This window comes from Edaphosphingomonas laterariae (genome assembly GCF_900188165.1).
Taxonomy (GTDB): Bacteria; Pseudomonadota; Alphaproteobacteria; order Sphingomonadales; family Sphingomonadaceae; genus Sphingomonas_E; species Sphingomonas_E laterariae.
The window spans coordinates 77811-94819 of record NZ_FZOS01000012.1 but is presented as its reverse complement, the minus strand read 5'-3'; the positions used below and the strand labels follow the sequence as shown (position 1 = coordinate 94819).

The window sequence follows — 17009 nt, the reverse complement described above, 5'->3', positions numbered from 1 at the left end:
CAATGCAAGCGAGTTGAGCAAGATAGGACTCAGAATCATTTGTTATATATAGCGAATCGGTGAGTTATTATCTTGGAATCAACGCAAAATACCGCAATCATTACTGATACGGCGACCGTTATTACTGAAAGGGTTCGAGGCGGCTCGCGCCGCATGGGCTCAATCCTGTCGCTGCACGGCCCTCGCTCTCGTCTGGCTCGGCGATTCCCCGTAGCGCCGCAGATAGCCGCGCGAGAAACCCGGCCCGTCGGCAAAGCCGGCCGCAACCGCCAGCTCGGCAACCGAGCGGCTCTCCCGCACACTTTCCAGTCGCGCGCGCGCCCAGGCGAGGCGGACCGCGCGGATATACTCCTTGACCGTCATGCCAAGGCACGCGCGGAACCCCTTGCGCAGCGTCTGGCCGGTCACGCCGACCGCCGCCGCGAGGCTCTCGACCTCGAACGCATGGGCATGGTTCTCGCGCACCACGCGCATCGCGTCGCTGACCGCGCGCACCGGGGGCAGGATCTCGGATATGCAGCCGCTTTGGGCGACCCGTTCGGCGAGACCCCGGTAGAAGCTCGCCTCGGCCGCGAAGCTCGCCGCGCCATGCGAGGGAAACGCATTGCCGCACATGGCGACGATGCGATCGGCGGCGCGCTCAAGCTCCCGGCCTTCGCCGACACGAGGAAGCAGCGTCGCGGCGGCGGCGAGCCGGCGGCCATCGTCCAGCAGCTCGCTCGCTGCGGCGTTGAACCGCTCGCGCGGGAAATAGACGACCAGCGCAGCCGTGCCGGCACGCCAGGCGACGGACAGCCGCTTGTCGCCCGCATAAAGGAATGGCGTCTCCACGGGGCAGGTCATCGGCCCGTCCTCCAGGCCGATCTCGGCCGGACAGTTGAACGGGACCAGCAGCAGCCCGCGCGCGCCCGGCAACAGCAGGCCCGTCGCGGTCTGTTTGGGGAAATAGCGCAGGTCGACGATCAGGTCGCCGACATGAATTCGGTAGCGCGTCAGGCCGCGGCCCGCCGCTGCATCGAGGACCGCGACACGCGATGTGGGCACCGCGGGGAGGGAAGCCCGGTTCACGCATGCCGGGACCGGCGCAGGAGCGGACACGGGCTGGAGGCTGTCCGCCTCTGCCGTGATCTCTTCCGCGCGCGCCGTCGACCCGAAACTCATCTTCTGTCCCTTCACTCTAAAAGACAAGATGGGCCAAAATCCCGCGCAGGCATTTCTGCATTCGGCGCCAGGATTTTTTCGGGGCCTGCACGAAACCCGCGAGAATCCGCCGCTCGTCCGGTGACGCGAAGGTTTCACAGGACTGACGCATTTTGGTGCAGCTCACCATGACCTTCGCCCGAACATCCTTTTGCGATCGCGCCGGCGGCTTCCTCGCCTCGCTTGCGCTCCATGTGGCGCTCGGCGTCGCTCTCTTCGCCTGGCCCCTGGCGGGATCGGATGCCGACCGGCCGACCGTCGCCAGGGGCGAGCACGTCCTCGTCGTCGAATTGCTGCCGCTGCCCGCCGGCGGGACCACCGGAAAGCCGGGCGTGGCCGATGTCGCCCGCAAGGAGGCCGACCGGAAAGGGACGACAGCGACCGCGGCGGGGCGAACCGGCCCGGAGCAGAGCGGCCGCTTCACCGGCAGCGGCCAGCCGGCGGGTGGCACGATGGAGGCGCAGGGACCAGGCAACAGCAACGCCGCCAGCCCGGTCGACGGCGCCCCGGCCATGTCGGGCGCGGAGGTGCTGCTGTTCAAGGCGAAGTTGCAGCGCCATATCGAACGCTACCGGCGTTACCCGCCGCAAGCGCGGCAGGCCGATATCGAAGGCATCGCGCAGGTCCATTTCGTGATGGATCACGACGGCAAGGTCGTCGATATCTGGATCGAGATCAGCTCGGGATCGAAGCTGCTCGACGACGAAGCCGTCGCCGCCGTCATGCGCGCGCAGCGGCTTCCGACGCCGCCCGCAGGCTGGCCCTCGACCTTCGGCGTGACGCTCCCGATCGGGTTCTCGCTCGAATGACGCCGACGCGCGCCTCGATTCCCGGCACCCCGCCGGCGCGGACCTTGCGGCGCTTCGCGCTCGCGGCACCGCTCGCCGCGCTGATGTTTGCCGCGCCGCTCGCCGCCAATGACGATCCCGCGCCGGCGCCGGTACAGCACTATGATATTCCCGCCCAGCCGCTCGGCGCCGCGCTCTCGCGCTATGCGCAAACCAGCGGCGTCGATGTCCTGCTCGACGAACCGCAGGCCGCCGGGCGGCGGTCCTCGGCGGTCAAGGGCGGATACGCGCCGCCCCAGGCGCTGCACATCCTTCTGCAAGGAACCGGTCTGATCGCCCGCTTCACCAGCCGCCGATCCGCCGTCATCATGCCCGTCGAGCAGGTCCAGAGACCCCTGCCGCCGGCCACCACCACCGGGCAGACCGTCATCGCGCTCGACATGATGAAGGTCACGGCGCCCCGCCTGGTCGGCTCGCCGCGGCCCGACGCCAACATGCCGTTCATCCGCGCGATGGCGAACCGCATCCGGACCATCATGGTCGATGCCGATGCGGTCGGGCGCGGCGCCAATGCCCGCGTTCGCGTCCAGACCCGGATCGGCAGCGACGGGACGCTCCATGACGTCCGGGTGGTCATCGCGAGCGCCGACCGCCGCCGCGACGCCCGCATCGTCGCATTGCTCGAAGGCAGGCGGCTCGACCTCACGCCGCCCGACGGGTTGCGCCAGCCCATCCTGTTCGATTTGGCCGGCCGGTGACAGGGGCGGTTCTGCTTGGTGGGCGGCGTCGCGGGGAGGCGGGGCGATGACCATATCAACCCGCGACAATCTGCGCCGCGCGCTGGCCCGCCGCTATCGCCAGCTTCGCGACCGGCTCTCGCAGCGCCTCGGGTCGGAGGCGCAGGCCGAAGAGGTCCTCAACGAAACCTGGGTGCGGCTCGGGAACGGCGCAGAACTGGGACCGGTCGAGAACGAGGAGGGCTATGTCTTCCGGGCCGCGGTCAACACCGCCTACAATATGCGGGTCTCCGATGAACGACACACGCGGCATGTCGGGCTGGAAGCGCTTGGCGATCATGCCGACGAGGCGCCCGATCCCGAACGCGTGGCCGATGCCAAGGCGCAGGTAGGGATGGTCATGGCGGCGCTCGACGAACTGCCGGCGCGGCAGCGCGACGTCTTCTTGTCCTGTTTCATGCGCGGTCTCGAAAACGAGGAGATCGCGAAGAAGCACGGGGTCAGCGTGCGAACGGTCCAGACCGACCTCCGCGCGGCCGTCGTGCATTGCGCGCGGCGTCTGGGCCGAAAAGATATTCTCGCGGATCGCACCTTCAAAGTGTCTAGGTAATAGGAGAACCGAATTCGTGCAGCGATCGCCCGTGACAGGAACCAGGGACCAGGATGGCCGTGACGTCGCCTGACAGCTTCGAAAAGGATGTCGCGCCGCTCAAGCTCGAGGCGATCGACTGGGCGTGCCGCTTTGCGATCGGCCCGATCAGCGATGCGGACGAACGCGACTTCGACAGCTGGCGCCGGTCCAGTCCCGCGCATGACGACGCCTTTCGCAATGCGGCCGCCTTCATGGGCGAGCTACGCGCGCTTGACCTGCCGCTCGATCGGCCGGAACCCGCCGGCACCAACGACAACGTCGTTTCCCTGCCCACGTCCGGCCCGCGCATCAACCGCCGAGCCTTCATGACCGGAGGCGCGATGGCCGCGAGCCTCGCGGCGGGCGTGATCGCCGTGCGCTCGCCGCTCGGCCTCTGGCCGACGCTCGACGAACTCATGGCGGACGAACGGACCGCCATGGGAGAGCGGCGGACGATCCGCCCGATGGCGGGCGTCGATATCGAGATGAACTCACGCTCCAGCCTGTCGATGATCGACAAGGGCGTGCGCCTGATCGCGGGCGAGATCTTCGTGTCGGTCGAAGAGCGCGGCACGCCGTTCCAGGTTCAGGCGGACGGCGCCACGGTCACCGCCCGCGCCGCGCTGTTCAATGTGAACTCTCTCGCCGGCGAGTTGTGCGTCACCTGCCTCGACGGCGCGGTATCGACCGCGCGCGGCGGCAAGGACATGGCCCTGCGCAAGGGCGAGGCCGTGACCTGGCTTGCCGACGGGGGCGTGCGCAAGACCGGCGCCGACCCGGCGGCCGTCACCGCATGGCGGCGCGGTTTGCTCGTCTTCCAGGGCACGCCGCTTTCCACCGCCATCGGCGAGATCAATCGCTATTTCCCCGGCCGCCTGGTCCTGCGCGGCAGCGGCCTCGCCGCGCGGCCCGTGACTGGCGTGTTCCACGTCAACCAGATAGAGCTTGCCGTCGTGCAGATCCAGCAGCTCACCGGCGTCGGCGCCACCCGGCTTCCCGGAGGCGTCGTGCTTCTCGGCTAAGCTACGTTACAAAAATATTTCAAAAACCTCTGCGCGGCGACCTGCATCGACCTGTCTCATAATTGAACAGGTAAATGCAAAGGCCGCTGCGCGCGGGATGATCGCGCACGGAGAGGATCGGCAGCGGGCCATCGAAATCCCACGGACCGGGCTGAGGCGACCAGCGCCTTATCCCGCAACAAGAGGTGAGGCCATGCCGTTCGACCTGAGACAATTGCGCTTTGCGGTGGCGACCGCGAAGCTCGGGAGCTACCATCATGCCGCGCGAACCTGCGGGGTGAGCGAAGCGGCGATCGCTGAAGGCGTCGCCGAGCTCGCTGCCCTGTTGCGGCTCCAATTGTTCGAGCCAGTGGGCGCTGCTATCCTGCCGACGCCCGACGGCATGCGTTTCCTGCGCGAGGCGGAACATCTCATCTGGCGCGCCGAGCAGATCGCGGCGCTGGCGACGGGAACGCCGGCCGGTGATGGCACCGGAAACACTCTGCTGGGCCGGTTCGAGATCGTCGGCGCCCCATGTGCCTGCGGCGACGATCTTGTGTCCGGCAGCCTTGCCGCGATCGACGATCAGGAACCGCGCACCATACCTCCAGTGGCGAGCGATCCGGAAAAAGCGGCGATTGGGGATCCAACCAGCGACTATGTCGATCTGTGCCGCTCGATCCTCGCGGCCCGCCAGCTCATGGCGCGTTCCTTCGGCGTCGATCTCTTCGCCGACCCTGCCGGCGAAATGCTGCTCGACCTCTATATCCGCGAGCATGACGGGATCGCCACGTCGATCACCAACATCTGGAACCCCTCCAATGTAGCCTATGGGACCGCGCGGCGTTCGCTTGCGATCATGGAGCGCCGCGGGCTGGTCATCCGAACGCCCGATCGGGAGGACCGGCGCCGAACCCTCGTCTTGATAACCGACGTCGCCCGTGCCCAGATCGAAGCCTGCCTGGATGTCATCCTGGATCGCCCGACGCACGATCAGACCGGGCGCTCCCGACGCGCAGCATGCGGCTGAGCCTCCCCGCGCCATGGACAGCTGACCCACGACGGCATTTTCCCATCGCCCGGAGGGGAGGATGGAGGGGATGGGCGCAAAGGAGTGCCGCCCCCATGTCCGCTCAATCCCCTACCAGCAACCTCGCGCTCGAATCCGCCGCCGCCGATCTTGTCCACCGCCTCGGCGGCCACTGGACGGGCCGCTACGGCATGTGCCGCTGCCCGGCGCATGACGACAGCAGCCCGAGCCTGTCGGTCAGGGTCGGCGCGCGCAGCCTGCTCTTCAAATGCTTCGCCGGCTGCGACACTATCGACGTGCTGCGCGCGATCCGCCGCCGCAATCTCGATGTTCCCTCGCAACGATCGGCCCCGATCCGCGACTGGCAGCCGCGCGACCGCCGGATGATGGAACGCGCCGGGGAACTCTGGGACGACGCCCTGCCGTTCGCCGGTTCACCCGCTGAGCACTATGCGCGTAGCCGCGCGCTCGCGGGGTTACCCGGCGCGCTGCGCTATCACCCGCGCACGCCGCTGGGACCACGCGGTGCCGTCCGCTTCCGCCCCGCGCTGTTGGCGGCCGTGCGCAGCGGCGATCGGATCGTCGCGGTCGAACGCTTGTTCCTGGGCGACCCGCAAGGACGCGTCGCCAGCGATCTCGATCCCCCCAAGCGGCTGCTGGGTCGGCCGCGTGACGGCGCCGTGCGTTTCGGCGCGGCGGGCGCGACGCTCGGTCTTGCCGAGGGCTGGGAAACCGCCTGGTCCGCCTTCCTTATCCTCGGCATCCCGGTCTGGGCGACGCTCGGCAGCGAACGATTTCCCCATGTCGCGATACCGCCGCAGGTCGATCGCCTCGTCCTCCTTCCCGACAACGACACCGCCGGCATGATCGGCGCCGACAAGGCGATGGAGGCCCATGCCCGGCCCGGACGGTCGATCGGCATCGTGCTTCCGCGGGACGGCCACAACGACTGGAACGAGCAGCTGGCCCCTGAAGGGGAGGGAAGTGGGGAGTGGGTGCGGAAGGCGGCCTGATGGTCGGGCAGCGCACCGCACAGGAGTAAACGCCATGACCTTTCCCATCCTCTATGTGCCCGCGGTCAATTGCCGTGTGGCCGAAGACAATGTCCGCAAGCACAGCAATGCCGACGCGGACGCCCAGTTCGAAGCCCATCTCGGCGAGACCGGCATCGTCCTCCAGAACCTGATCGGCGTGCCGATCAAGCGTCGCAAGGACCACTACGACATCTATGCGGGCGGACGCCGCCTGTCGCGCACCCTCAGCAATATCGAGAAGGGCGTGCTGCCGAAGGACTTCCAGGTCCCGGTGATGGTGGTGCCGAACGCCGCCGACGCGATCTCGATGAGCCTTGCCGAGAACTTCTTCCAGCTCGCGATGAACCCCGCCGACGCCTGCACCGCGTTCCGCACGATCATCGACAAGGAAAAGAAGACGGTCGCCGATATCGCCAAGCGGTTCAGCCTGACCGTGCGGTTCGTGGAAGGCCGTCTGCGCCTCGCCAATCTCGCGACGCCGGTGTTCGAGGCTCTGGCCAGGGGCGAGATCACGCTCGACATCGCCAAGGCCTATGCCAAGACCTCCGATCCGATCCGCCAGGCCGCCGTGTTCGAAAGCCTTGCCGGCACCTATTACGCGAACAATGTCGCCGAGATCGAGCGGCAGGTCACGGCGGGCAGCTATAATGGCGGCCATCCCAAGGCGCTGCTGGTCGGCCGCGACGCCTATCTGGCGGCGGGCGGCACGATCGACCGGGACCTCTACTCCAACGCCGAAAGCGAACTGTGGACCAACCGTGAACTGCTCGACCAGCTCGCCGACGAAGCCCTCGCCGAAGCGGCCGAAGCGATCCGTGAACGCGAAGGCTTTGCCGAGGTCCGCGCGATCGCGGCCACCCATGTCCCCTATACCGCGACCATGGGCCTGCGGCGCATCGACGGCGTCCTGGCGCCGCTCACCGAGGAACAGGAAGCCCGGCAGCAGGCGATCAAGGGCGAGATCGACAAGATCGAGGAAGCCGCCTCGGATATCCACGAGTATAGCGACGAGCAGCTCGAGCGGATCGACGAACTCGAAGAGGAACTCGGCGCCATCCAGGACCGGCAAGCGACCTATGAGCCGGAACAGAAGGCCCGGGCGCTCGCCTATGTCGTGATCGGCGAGGACGGCCGGCCGGTCGTCGAGGAGACGCTGTTCATCGCGGAGCCGGACGAGGAGGACGAGGACATCGATCCCGAGGCCGACGGCGATGACGGCGACGTCGCGGATGCCGCTGAGACGCCGCGCAAGGCTTCGCTCAGCCAGAAGCTGGTCGACCGCCTCGCGCTCATGCGGACCGAGCTGGTCGCGCTGCATGTCGCGAACGATCCGCATTTCGCGATGGATCTGGGCACCTTCATCATGGTCGACGGCGCCCATCGCAAGTTCGGCGGAGCCTATGACCTCGCGTCCGGCCTCAAGGCGCCGCTGCCCGATCGCCGCGTCGGCAATTACGTCAGCGAAACCGCGGCTGCGGAAAGCTGGGCGAAGCTCGAAGGCGGTCTCGATCATAGCTGGCGCGATGCCGGTGACGCGATCGGGCGCTTCGACGCGTTCAGGGCGCTCGCCGACGAGGCCCGCGCCGCCTGGTTCGCCTGGGCGATCGCGCGCACGATCGAGCCGGTGACCGATAGCGGTTCCGGGGCGCCGTTCCTGCGTCATATCGGCCGCAGCCTCGACATCGATGTCGCCCGCTGGTGGCGACCCACCGCCCGCAATTTCTTCGATGCGGTGACGCGGGGCTGGATCCTCGACCTGTTCGGGGAGGTCGGCGGCGAGGATCTGAAGTCCCGCTACGGCGCGTCGAAGAAGAAGGACCTCGCGATGTCGGCCGAAAAGCTGTTTGCCGGCGACGTCCTTGTCGAAGCCGACGTCAAGGAGAAGGCGCTGGCGTGGCTTCCGGCGCCGATGCGGGTCGAGGAACCCGTTATCGATGCGGCGCAGCCATCGCGTCGGGAGCTTGCCGCCGCGATCGGCAGGGGTGACGGCGACGAGCCGCTTGCCGCGAACGACAGCGACGAAGGCGATCTCGCCGAAGCCGCCTGACAGTCAGGCCACAACCGAAACTATGGGGTCGGGGCGTCATGCTCCGGCCCCTTTTCCTTTCCCCGATCCATCGCCTCGACACGCCGTCGCGTGAGCGGGGCCGGATCATCCGGAGTTTCCCCATGACCATATCTTCTTTCGCACCCGCCTGCACGGCCGCGGACCATAGTCCCACCAAAGACGCGAACCTTCATGCGGTGGCCGTGGCCGTCGCCGATCTCATCGAACGCGGCGGTTCGATCTCCCGCCAGAAGCTCACCCGGCTGATGGAAGACGCCTTCGGCAAGCAGAATCGCTTCGGCACCTGGTCGATGCGCGATGCCTATGACTCGCTCGAAGCCGGCCAGGTGCTGTTCCTGCGCGGTTCGCAATCCTCGCCGCTGGGATTGCCCGAACCCGAAGCGGTCCTCGCCGACCTCATCGATCTCGAACGCCGTCTGCCGACCCAGACCTATAGGTCGGAGCATCAGGTCGACATGCAGCAGTTCAGCACGCCGGCCGCGCTCGCCTGGCTCACCGCGCTCGCGGCACGCATCGACGAGACCGACATCGTGCTCGAACCCTCGGCGGGCACCGGCATGCTGCTCCCGCTCGTCATGCGGGCCGGCGCGGTCCATCATCTCAACGAGCGCGATCCCGGACGGGCCGCCTTGCTCGCCCGCATCGCCGGACATGCGGTCACCACCCATGACGGCGCGCTGATCGATGACTGTCTGCCCGGTTTCGTGCGCCCTTCCGTCATTCTTATCAACCCGCCGTTTAGCCGCAGCGAGGGCCGTGGCCGCGACCGGCACGCCGGCGCCCGCCATCTTCGCTCGGCGTTGGTCAGGCTCCAGCCGGGCGGCCGCTGCGTCGCGATCCTGCCGTCGGGGTTTTCGGCCGATGGCACCGGACGCGCGGGCTATGCCTCGGTGCGCGAGGTCGCCTGTCCGCGCGTCGAGATCGACATTCGGGGCGATGTCTATGCCAAGCACGGCACCAGCACGCGTATCCGCATCCTCGTCTTCGACAAGGGCTGGGTGGGGACGCCCAAGGTCGTTGATGCCGAGACGCTGGGCGACGCGCTCCGCCATGTTCTGGCGCTTCCGGACCGCCTGGAACCCGGTCCAACTGCGCCGCCGCCTTCCGCGCCCGCGCTCCCACCAACACCGGCCTGCACGCGCAGGCCGGTCCTCTCCCTCTTCGCAAGGTCCGCGCAACCCCGGACGATCGCACCGCCCGAACGCGTGGCGCTGGACAATGCGGTCGAACCGATCGGCTATAGCGTGCGCGCCGAACCGCTGCCGATGGGCGAGCCGGCCGGCATCTTCGCACCCTGGCGACTGTCCCGCATCGAGATTCCCGGCGCCGCCGATCATCCGGATACGCTGGTCGAATCCCTCGCGATGGCCTCAGTCCTGCCGCCCGTGCCGAGCTATCGCCCGGCGATCCCCGCGCGCTCGTTCGAAGCCGTATCGACGGCGCAGCTCGAAGCGATCATCCAGGCCGGCGATGCGTTCGAGCGCAATCTGCCCGGCCGCTATAGTCCCAACGCCGCCGGGGACCAGCTGATCGAGAACGACAGCGGCCATGTCTATCGGCAGGGCTTCTTCATCGGCGACGGCACCGGGGTCGGCAAGGGCCGCGAAGCCGCCGCCTCCCTCATGGACCAATGGTTCAAGGGCCGCCGGCGCCATGTGTGGATCAGCCTCAACGGTCCGCTCCTCTTCGACGCGCGCCGCGACTGGAGCGCGCTCGGCGGTCTGGCGGTCGACATCCAGCCGCTCGACGCCATTCCGCTGGGCGAGGAAATCGGCATGTCGGCCGGCATCCTGTTCCTCAGCTACAGCATGCTGCGCTCGGTCCGCGACAAGGGGCCGTCCCGGCTCGACCAGATCCTCGCCTGGCTTGGCGACAACTATGACGGGCTGATCGTCTTCGACGAATCCCATGCGCTCGCCAATGCCGCGCCCGCGCCGAGCGAGTTCGGCGATGCCGTCGCCTCTCAGCAGGGCATTGCCGGGCTGCGGCTGCAAAACGCGCTGCCGCGGGCGTGCGTGCTCTATGTTTCCGCGACCGGCGCGACGACGCCCGCCAATCTCGGCTACGCGCACCGGCTCGGTCTCTGGGGCGTCGGCACGGCGTTCCCGACGCGCGGCGGCTTCTGCGCCGCCATGGAGAAGGGCGGGATCGCCGCGATGGAGGTGGTGTGCCGCGACCTGAAAGCCACCGGCCTCTATACCGCGCGGTCGCTTTCCTATGCCGGCATCGAATATGACCCGCTCGAACATTCCCTCACGCCAGCGCAGATCGGGATATACGACGCCTATGCCGACGCCTGGACGATCGTGCATGGGGCGCTCGGCGAGGTTCTGAAAGCCACCAACGTCGTCGATCGGATCAGCGGCGAGACGCTGAACGGCCAGGCGCTCGGCGCCGCGATGTCGCGCTTCGAATCCGGCAAGCAACGCTTCTTCTCGCAGCTTTTGATCTCGATGAAGATGCCGAGCCTCATCCGGGCGATCGAGGAGGAACTCGGCGCGGGGCACGTCGCCGTCGTCCAGCTGGTCTCGACCGCCGAGGCCCTGCTCGAGCGCCGCCTGGCGAGCCTCACACCCGATGAGCGGGCCAATCCCGATCTGGAGCTATCGCCCAGGGAAATGCTAGTTCAATATCTCACCGACGCATTCCCGACCCGGATGATGGAGGTCTATAAGGACAATAGCGGGGAAATGCGCTCACGCCCGCGTCTCGACGACGACGGCAATCCCGTCCTCTGCCAGGAGGCGATCCGCACCCGCGACGCGCTGATCGAGCGGCTATGTGCCATGCCGCCGATCGGGGCCGCGCTCGACGAGCTGATCCGGCACTTCGGACCGGACCGGGTTGCGGAAGTGACCGGCCGCAGCCGCCGCATCATCACCGACGCCGCCGGGCGCCAGAAGGTCGAACGCCTCAGCCCCAATGCCCGGATCGCCGATGCCGACGCCTTCATGGCAGGCAGGAAGCCGATCCTCGTTTTTTCCGGTGCGGGCGGGACCGGCCGATCCTATCATGCCGACCGCAATTGCGGCAGCGCTGCTCATCGCCGCGTGCATTTCCTGCTCGAGCCGGGCTGGCGCGCGTCGGCCGCGATCCAGGGGCTGGGCCGGACCCACCGCACCAACCAGACCATGCCGCCGATATTCCGCCCGGTGACGACCAACTGCAAGGGCGAGCGGCGCTTTATCAGCACGATCGCCCGGCGGCTCGATGCGCTGGGCGCCCTCACGCGCGGCCAGCGCCAGGCCGGAAGCCAGAACCTGTTCGATCCGGCCGACAACCTCGAAAGCGACTATGCGCGCGACGCGCTGCTGCAATGGTATCATCTGCTTGCCGACGGCAAGCTCAAGAGCACGACGATCGGCGCGTTCGAAGCCATGACCGGCCTCAAGCTCGTCATCGCCGGGACGAGCGAACTGGTCGAGAAGCTGCCGCCGATCCAGCGCTGGCTCAATCGCCTGCTCGCGCTCCGCATCGCCGTGCAGGACGCGATCTTCGAGGAGTTCTTCGCGCTGATCGAGGCCCGCATCGACGCCGCGCGCGATGCCGGCACGCTCGATCTCGGCGTCGAGACGTTCCGGGCGAAGCGCGTGGAACTGCTCTCCGATATCGCGATCCACCGCGATGCCGTGTCCGGCGCTGAAACCCGGCTCCAGAAGCTCGCCCTCCAGCTCCTGCGCAATGTCACCAGCTTCGAGCGGCTCATGGCGGTGTGGAGCGGGGACGAGGACATCGAATTCCTCCGCAACAACCGATCGGGCCGGGTCGCCTTGCGCGTGCCGTCCTGGTCGACGATGGACGACGAGGGCGCACCCGTCCCGATGTGCCGGCTCGTGCGCCCGACCGGGGAAGACCGGGTGAGGCTTGCGGGCCTTGCCCGCAGTTTCTGGCAGCCGGTTACCCACGATGACTTCCAGGCGCTATGGGAAGATGAGGCCCGCAAGGCGCGCGAACAGGTCGATGTCGAAACGATCCATATCGCGACGGGGTTGCTGCTGCCGGTCTGGGACAAGCTTCCCGAAGACGATGTGCGGGTATGGCGCATCGTCGATGAAGCGACCGGGGACTCCCGCCTGGGTCGTATCGTGTCCGCCGACATGCTCGCCCGGACGGCCGCGAGCTTCGAAGTCGCCGATCAGGTGAAGCTGACGCCGGCCGACATGATCGCCGCGGCGGCCAAGGGCGACGGCGCGGCCATCGACGCGCTCGACGGTGCAAGGCTGGTGCAGGTCCGCGTGAATGGTCAACCTCGCCTTGAAATACGCGGCTTTCCCGCCGAACGCCTCGACTGGTTGAAGTCCTTGGGTGCATTCACCGAAATCATCAGCTTCCGGACGCGATTGTTCCTGCCGCCGGACACGGCCGAAGTGATCCTTGAACGAATTGCCATAGGGTGAGGCCCGTCCCCGTCCCGTCAAACGCGGGGCTTGCGATTCAATCTGTTCACCAGACACGACTTGGACTATATGATGGTCCAAATCGTGTCCGAGGCTCGATTTTTGCAGGAGTGCATGACGATGCGTGTGTCCGTCAGTGAAGCCAAAGGTCAATTGACCGAACTTGTACGCCGTGCCGAGGCTGGCGATGATATCGTCCTTACGCGCCACGGTCAGGCGACCGTCCGGCTTGTGCCGATCAGACACATTCGCGACGGCAAGGCCCGGCGTGCACTCCTCGAAGAAGTGCGCCGCACCGGCAGCGCCAAGGCCGCGGCCGGACCGAACGCCGCGCGCAGCCAGGATTTCCTCTATGGCGATGACGGGCTCCCAGAATGATCGCCATCGATACATCCGCGCTCATGGCGATCGCCCTTGGCGAGGACCGGGCATCCGATTGCATCGCCGCTATCGAGGCCGGGGACGACCTTGTCATCTCCGCCGGCACCGTTGCTGAGGCGCTGATCGTGTCGGAACGGCGCAACGTGGTTGAGGAAATCACGCGGCTGATCGACGAGCTTGGGATGGAAATCGTGAGCGTGACGCCCGCCGCGGCTCGACGTATCGCCCTCGCTTATGCACGCTGGGGCAAGGGGGTTCATGCCGCTGCGCTGAATTTCGGCGATTGCTTTGCATACGACGTCGCGAAGGAGCACGACTGTCCTTTGCTCTATGTGGGCAACGATTTCTCGAAGACCGATATTGAAGGCGCCATCGAAAACGCAGCGCCTGCTTGACCGCCGCCCCGTCGCGCGGTGTCGACGAAACGATGGCGGCTGATTCTCCACGCTACTATTAGTCGACCTTCTATGGTGGAACCGATGCGATGAACCTGAACATCAAGAGCCCGGAAGCGCGCCGTCTCGCCCGCGCGATTGCAGAACGAACCGGGCAAAGCATCACCCATGTCGTCATCGATGCCCTTCGTGAGCGCTACGCGCAAATCGAGCGGCGCAAGGGCCGGGCCAGTATAGACGAAATCCTTACGATCGCAGCGCGGGTGTCCTCACAGGTCCAAGCGCCCAGTGCGCCGCATGGCGAATTGCTCTACGACGAGAAAGGCCTCCCTAAGTGAATGTCGACACGTCCGCGCTGATTGCAGTCCTGTAGGCCTATCTCGAAGAGCGGTGCGCTGCCGGTCCAATGCCAGATGTCCCGACGTCGTACTGGACGATCAATCGCTCGCTGGCACTTCTGCCTTCTTGCGGGTCCGGCGCGGGGCAGCCGCCTTGGCCGGTTGAGACGCCGGGGCGGGCGCCGGCGTCTTCACAGCCCGTTTGCGGCCGAGACCGATCTTCTTCGCCAGCTCGCGCCGCTTCTCGGCATAGTTCGGCGCCACCATCGGGTAGTCGGCCGGCAGGTTCCACTTGGCGCGATAGTCCGCCGGGGTCATCTGATAGTGCGTCATGAGGTGACGCTTGAGCATGGTCAGCTTCTTTCCGTCCTCAAGGCAGACGATATAGTCGGGCTTGACGGAAGCGCGGATCGAAACGGCCGGCTCCTGCTTGACCTCTGCCGTCGCCTCGGGCGTGCCGAGACCGCTCAGGGCCGAATAGACATTGCCGATCAGCAGCGGCAGATCGGACACCCCGACGCTGTTGTTGGCGACGTGCGCCGAGACGATGTCCGCGGTCAAAGTAATGAGCGTGCTGTCTCGTTCGGTGGCTTGGGTCATGCTGTCCTTCTTCACCGACAGGTTCGGCAATGGCGGGCGGGATACCTCTCGCTATCGCTCCCGTTCCCGATTGTGAAGTCGCTGCGTCGCCCACTCACGTTCTTTTAGTGTCAATTCCAGCACCTAATTCTTCCCGCCCGGAGGGGAGAAGGAGGGAGATGGATGCGGCCGGACGGCGCGAATGCAGCGCCGCGTGCCGCGCAATCCCACTTTTGCGGAGACCTCCCATGACCATGCTTGCTCCCCAGCCGGCGCGTTCCGCGCCCGGCGCATACCGCGTCGACGTCTCGCGCGGCACGTCGAACAGCCGCGTATCGTCGGAATGGTTCGACCGGCCCGACGACGAACGCTTCCTGTCGCTCGGCGATCTCTACGACAGCGTTCACCGCCGCGCGGATCGCGCGCACAGCCAGATCGTCGAGAGCCGGTCGATCCGGGTCGAAGCCAGCCGCGACCAGCCCGAGCGCCTCGCCCTGATGCTGCCCGGCAACGACCGCCCGATCGCGCCGACCAACTGGTCATTCGGCCAGGCATGCAGCCTGGTCGGCGCGCCGGCGTCCTATCTGCGCAATCTCCCGGCCGCGCTCGCCGGCATCAATCTCCAGCATGGATTGCTCCATCATCGCGGCGAGCAGGTGAAACTCCTCCAGACCGACGACGGGCGCACCGAGCTGCGCGCCATCACCGGCCCGGACTATGGCCGCATCTGGGATCACGAGCTGGTCTCGGCGGTCATGCGCTTTGCCGGCAACGGCACCGGCGATACCCGCTGGAAGGTGCCCGGCGTGCTCGACTGGGCGACCCACCAGTATAATCCCTATGTGGACGTCACCAAGGAGACGACCACGCTCTATGCGTCGGACAGGGATGTGTTCCTGTTCCTGGTCGACGACACCCATCCGATCGAGGCCGGCAAGCTGCGGAACGGCGATCCCGACCTCTTCTTCCGCGGCTTTTATTGCTGGAACAGCGAGGTCGGCGCCAAGACGCTCGGCATCGCGACCTTCTACCTGCGCGCCGTGTGCGCGAACCGGATCCTCTGGGGTGTCGAGCATTTCGAGGAGATCAAGATCCGGCATTCCAAGTTCGCCGCCGGTCGCTTCGCCCAGCAGGCCGAACCGGCGCTCGCGCACTACGCCGATGCCTCGCCGCGCAATTTCATCGACGGGATCAGGACCGCGCGCGAGCGCATCATCGCCCGGACCGACGAGGACCGCACCGGATTCCTGCGCAAGCGCGGTTTCTCGAAATCCGAGACCACGAAGATCATCGAGACCGTGCTGAGCGAAGAAGGCAAGCCGCCCGAGAGCGTCTTCGATTTCGTGAGCGGCATCACCGCGCTTGCCCGGACCAAAGCCCAGCAGGACGGCCGGCTCGAACTCGAAGGCAAGGCCCGCCAACTCCTTGAACAGGTTCGCTGAGCGCGCGCATCCACCTGTCCGGCATCCCGACCTCGCCAGTTCCGGGTGCCGGCCATTGCGATGGAGACTTTCACATGGCCGACTATTTCATTTCCACCGCGTTCGAGATCGTGGTCGGCGCACCGGACGCCGATCTCTTGACCGAATGCTTCGAAACCTCGCACATGATCGCCTGCGACTATTTTGGACGCGACGAAGAGGGGCTCGACGCGGCGAGGGCCTGCTATGCGGAACGCAGCGAGGCGTTCCGCGCGGCATTTCCGCCCCTCGAAGAAGAGCAGGATCCGTTCGCGGGATTCCTGCAAATCTGGACCGATCCGGACTTTCCGACCTTCGATGCCGATCTCTCGGTCGAAGACGATGCCGATGGAATGCGCAAACGTGTGTTCATCCATGGCGACTGCGCCGACGTGTCCGCGATCGCTTCCGTGATCCAGGCGACATGCCCGTCAGCCTTGCCGTTCGGATTCGAATGGTCGACCAGCTGCTCGCGTGCCCGGCCCGGATCGCGGGGCGGGGGCTATTTCGTCATCACGCCCTACGAAATCCTGGGCGGCGGCACGGAATGGCTGATGAACGAGGCTCTCAAGGCGGTGCCGCGCGACTCCGCAAAGTTTCGGCGGCTGCCGATCATGACTGGCGCCAGGGCTGAGAGCATGGGCTTTGCCCCCTTCAACGACGTCCCGACGCTCCCGGTCGACATCCTGGACGGCGGTTTCACGATCTCCGCAAGGTCGAGCGAAGAGCTGCGCGTCACGTTCCACTTCGGACCCTATCGCACCGACGGGCCGCCGCGTTTTGTCGACATCCAATTCCACGATTCAGGCATGACGGTGCCGGATGGCGGCGGCGCTCCAGCGCCGGTCTTCGACATGCTGACGATCGCGGAACAAGGCCGGCAACCTTACGACAGCCGCAAGGCCGCCATTTCGGACAAACCGTCGATCGCCGTCCTGCTGCTCGATCGGCCCGGCGATCCCGACTGACG

At 66.7% G+C, this 17009-nt stretch carries 15 protein-coding genes; 13 read left to right on the top strand and 2 right to left on the bottom strand.

Going from position 1 to position 17009, the window contains the following annotated elements; genetic code table 11:
- Positions 1-159: 159 nt before the first annotated feature.
- Entirely contained in the window at positions 160-1044 is an 885-nt protein-coding gene (locus CHB74_RS12385; RefSeq protein WP_218821430.1) for a helix-turn-helix transcriptional regulator, read from the bottom strand.
- Between the two features lie 284 nt (positions 1045-1328).
- On the opposite strand from CHB74_RS12385, the gene CHB74_RS12380 reads away from it, so the two are divergent.
- From CHB74_RS12380 to CHB74_RS12335, 11 genes are all read left to right on the top strand, one after another.
- Positions 1329-2009: a TonB family protein gene (locus CHB74_RS12380; RefSeq protein ID WP_144033791.1), complete on the top strand. Its 681-nt coding sequence runs from the start codon at positions 1329-1331 to the stop codon at positions 2007-2009.
- On the top strand, positions 2006-2746 hold the full coding sequence (locus CHB74_RS22030; RefSeq protein ID WP_179220828.1) for an STN domain-containing protein: 741 nt from the start codon (positions 2006-2008) through the stop codon (positions 2744-2746). Before CHB74_RS12380 ends, CHB74_RS22030 begins: the two co-directional genes overlap by 4 nt.
- A gap of 46 nt (positions 2747-2792) precedes the next feature.
- Entirely contained in the window at positions 2793-3335 is a 543-nt protein-coding gene (locus CHB74_RS12375; RefSeq protein WP_179220827.1) for an RNA polymerase sigma factor, read from the top strand.
- A gap of 53 nt (positions 3336-3388) precedes the next feature.
- The gene (locus CHB74_RS12370) at positions 3389-4378 is read left to right on the top strand and encodes a FecR family protein (RefSeq protein ID WP_089219920.1); all 990 of its coding nucleotides are present in this window, start codon (positions 3389-3391) and stop codon (positions 4376-4378) included.
- Positions 4379-4571: 193 nt separating this feature from the next.
- Positions 4572-5387, top strand: a complete 816-nt coding sequence (locus CHB74_RS12365) for a LysR family transcriptional regulator (RefSeq protein ID WP_179220826.1) — start codon at positions 4572-4574, stop codon at positions 5385-5387.
- Between the two features lie 95 nt (positions 5388-5482).
- Positions 5483-6400 (top strand): DUF7146 domain-containing protein, encoded by a 918-nt coding sequence (locus CHB74_RS12360; RefSeq protein WP_089219918.1) that lies wholly within the window; start codon positions 5483-5485, stop codon positions 6398-6400.
- 34 nt (positions 6401-6434) lie between these two features.
- Positions 6435-8468, top strand: a complete 2034-nt coding sequence (locus CHB74_RS12355) for a ParB/RepB/Spo0J family partition protein (RefSeq protein ID WP_089219917.1) — start codon at positions 6435-6437, stop codon at positions 8466-8468.
- Between the two features lie 122 nt (positions 8469-8590).
- Positions 8591-12886 carry a strawberry notch family protein gene (locus CHB74_RS12350; RefSeq protein ID WP_245842871.1) on the top strand — a complete coding sequence of 1432 codons (4296 nt, stop codon included), beginning with the start codon at positions 8591-8593 and terminating at the stop codon, positions 12884-12886.
- A gap of 69 nt (positions 12887-12955) precedes the next feature.
- Positions 12956-13264, top strand: coding sequence for a type II toxin-antitoxin system Phd/YefM family antitoxin (locus CHB74_RS12345; RefSeq protein ID WP_245842869.1), 309 nt, complete (start codon positions 12956-12958; stop codon positions 13262-13264).
- Positions 13261-13662 (top strand): type II toxin-antitoxin system VapC family toxin, encoded by a 402-nt coding sequence (locus CHB74_RS12340; RefSeq protein ID WP_089219916.1) that lies wholly within the window; start codon positions 13261-13263, stop codon positions 13660-13662. The genes CHB74_RS12345 and CHB74_RS12340 overlap by 4 nt, the downstream gene beginning before the upstream one ends.
- Positions 13663-13751: 89 nt before the next feature.
- Positions 13752-14000: a type II toxin-antitoxin system VapB family antitoxin gene (locus tag CHB74_RS12335; protein ID WP_089219915.1), complete on the top strand. Its 249-nt coding sequence runs from the start codon at positions 13752-13754 to the stop codon at positions 13998-14000.
- 99 nt (positions 14001-14099) lie between these two features.
- Here the strand turns inward: CHB74_RS12335 and CHB74_RS12330 are convergent, their stop codons facing one another.
- The gene (locus CHB74_RS12330) at positions 14100-14600 is read right to left on the bottom strand and encodes a Ros/MucR family transcriptional regulator (RefSeq protein ID WP_089219944.1); all 501 of its coding nucleotides are present in this window, start codon (positions 14598-14600) and stop codon (positions 14100-14102) included.
- Between the two features lie 227 nt (positions 14601-14827).
- On the opposite strand from CHB74_RS12330, the gene CHB74_RS12325 reads away from it, so the two are divergent.
- Both CHB74_RS12325 and CHB74_RS22455 read left to right on the top strand, forming a co-directional pair.
- Complete coding sequence (locus CHB74_RS12325) at positions 14828-16021, top strand: DUF932 domain-containing protein (protein WP_089219914.1); 1194 nt, start codon at positions 14828-14830, stop codon at positions 16019-16021.
- A 74-nt stretch (positions 16022-16095) separates the two neighbouring features.
- A complete protein-coding gene (locus CHB74_RS22455) occupies positions 16096-17007 on the top strand; it encodes a hypothetical protein (RefSeq protein WP_245842867.1) in 912 nt (303 codons plus the stop codon).
- Positions 17008-17009 lie beyond the last annotated feature (2 nt).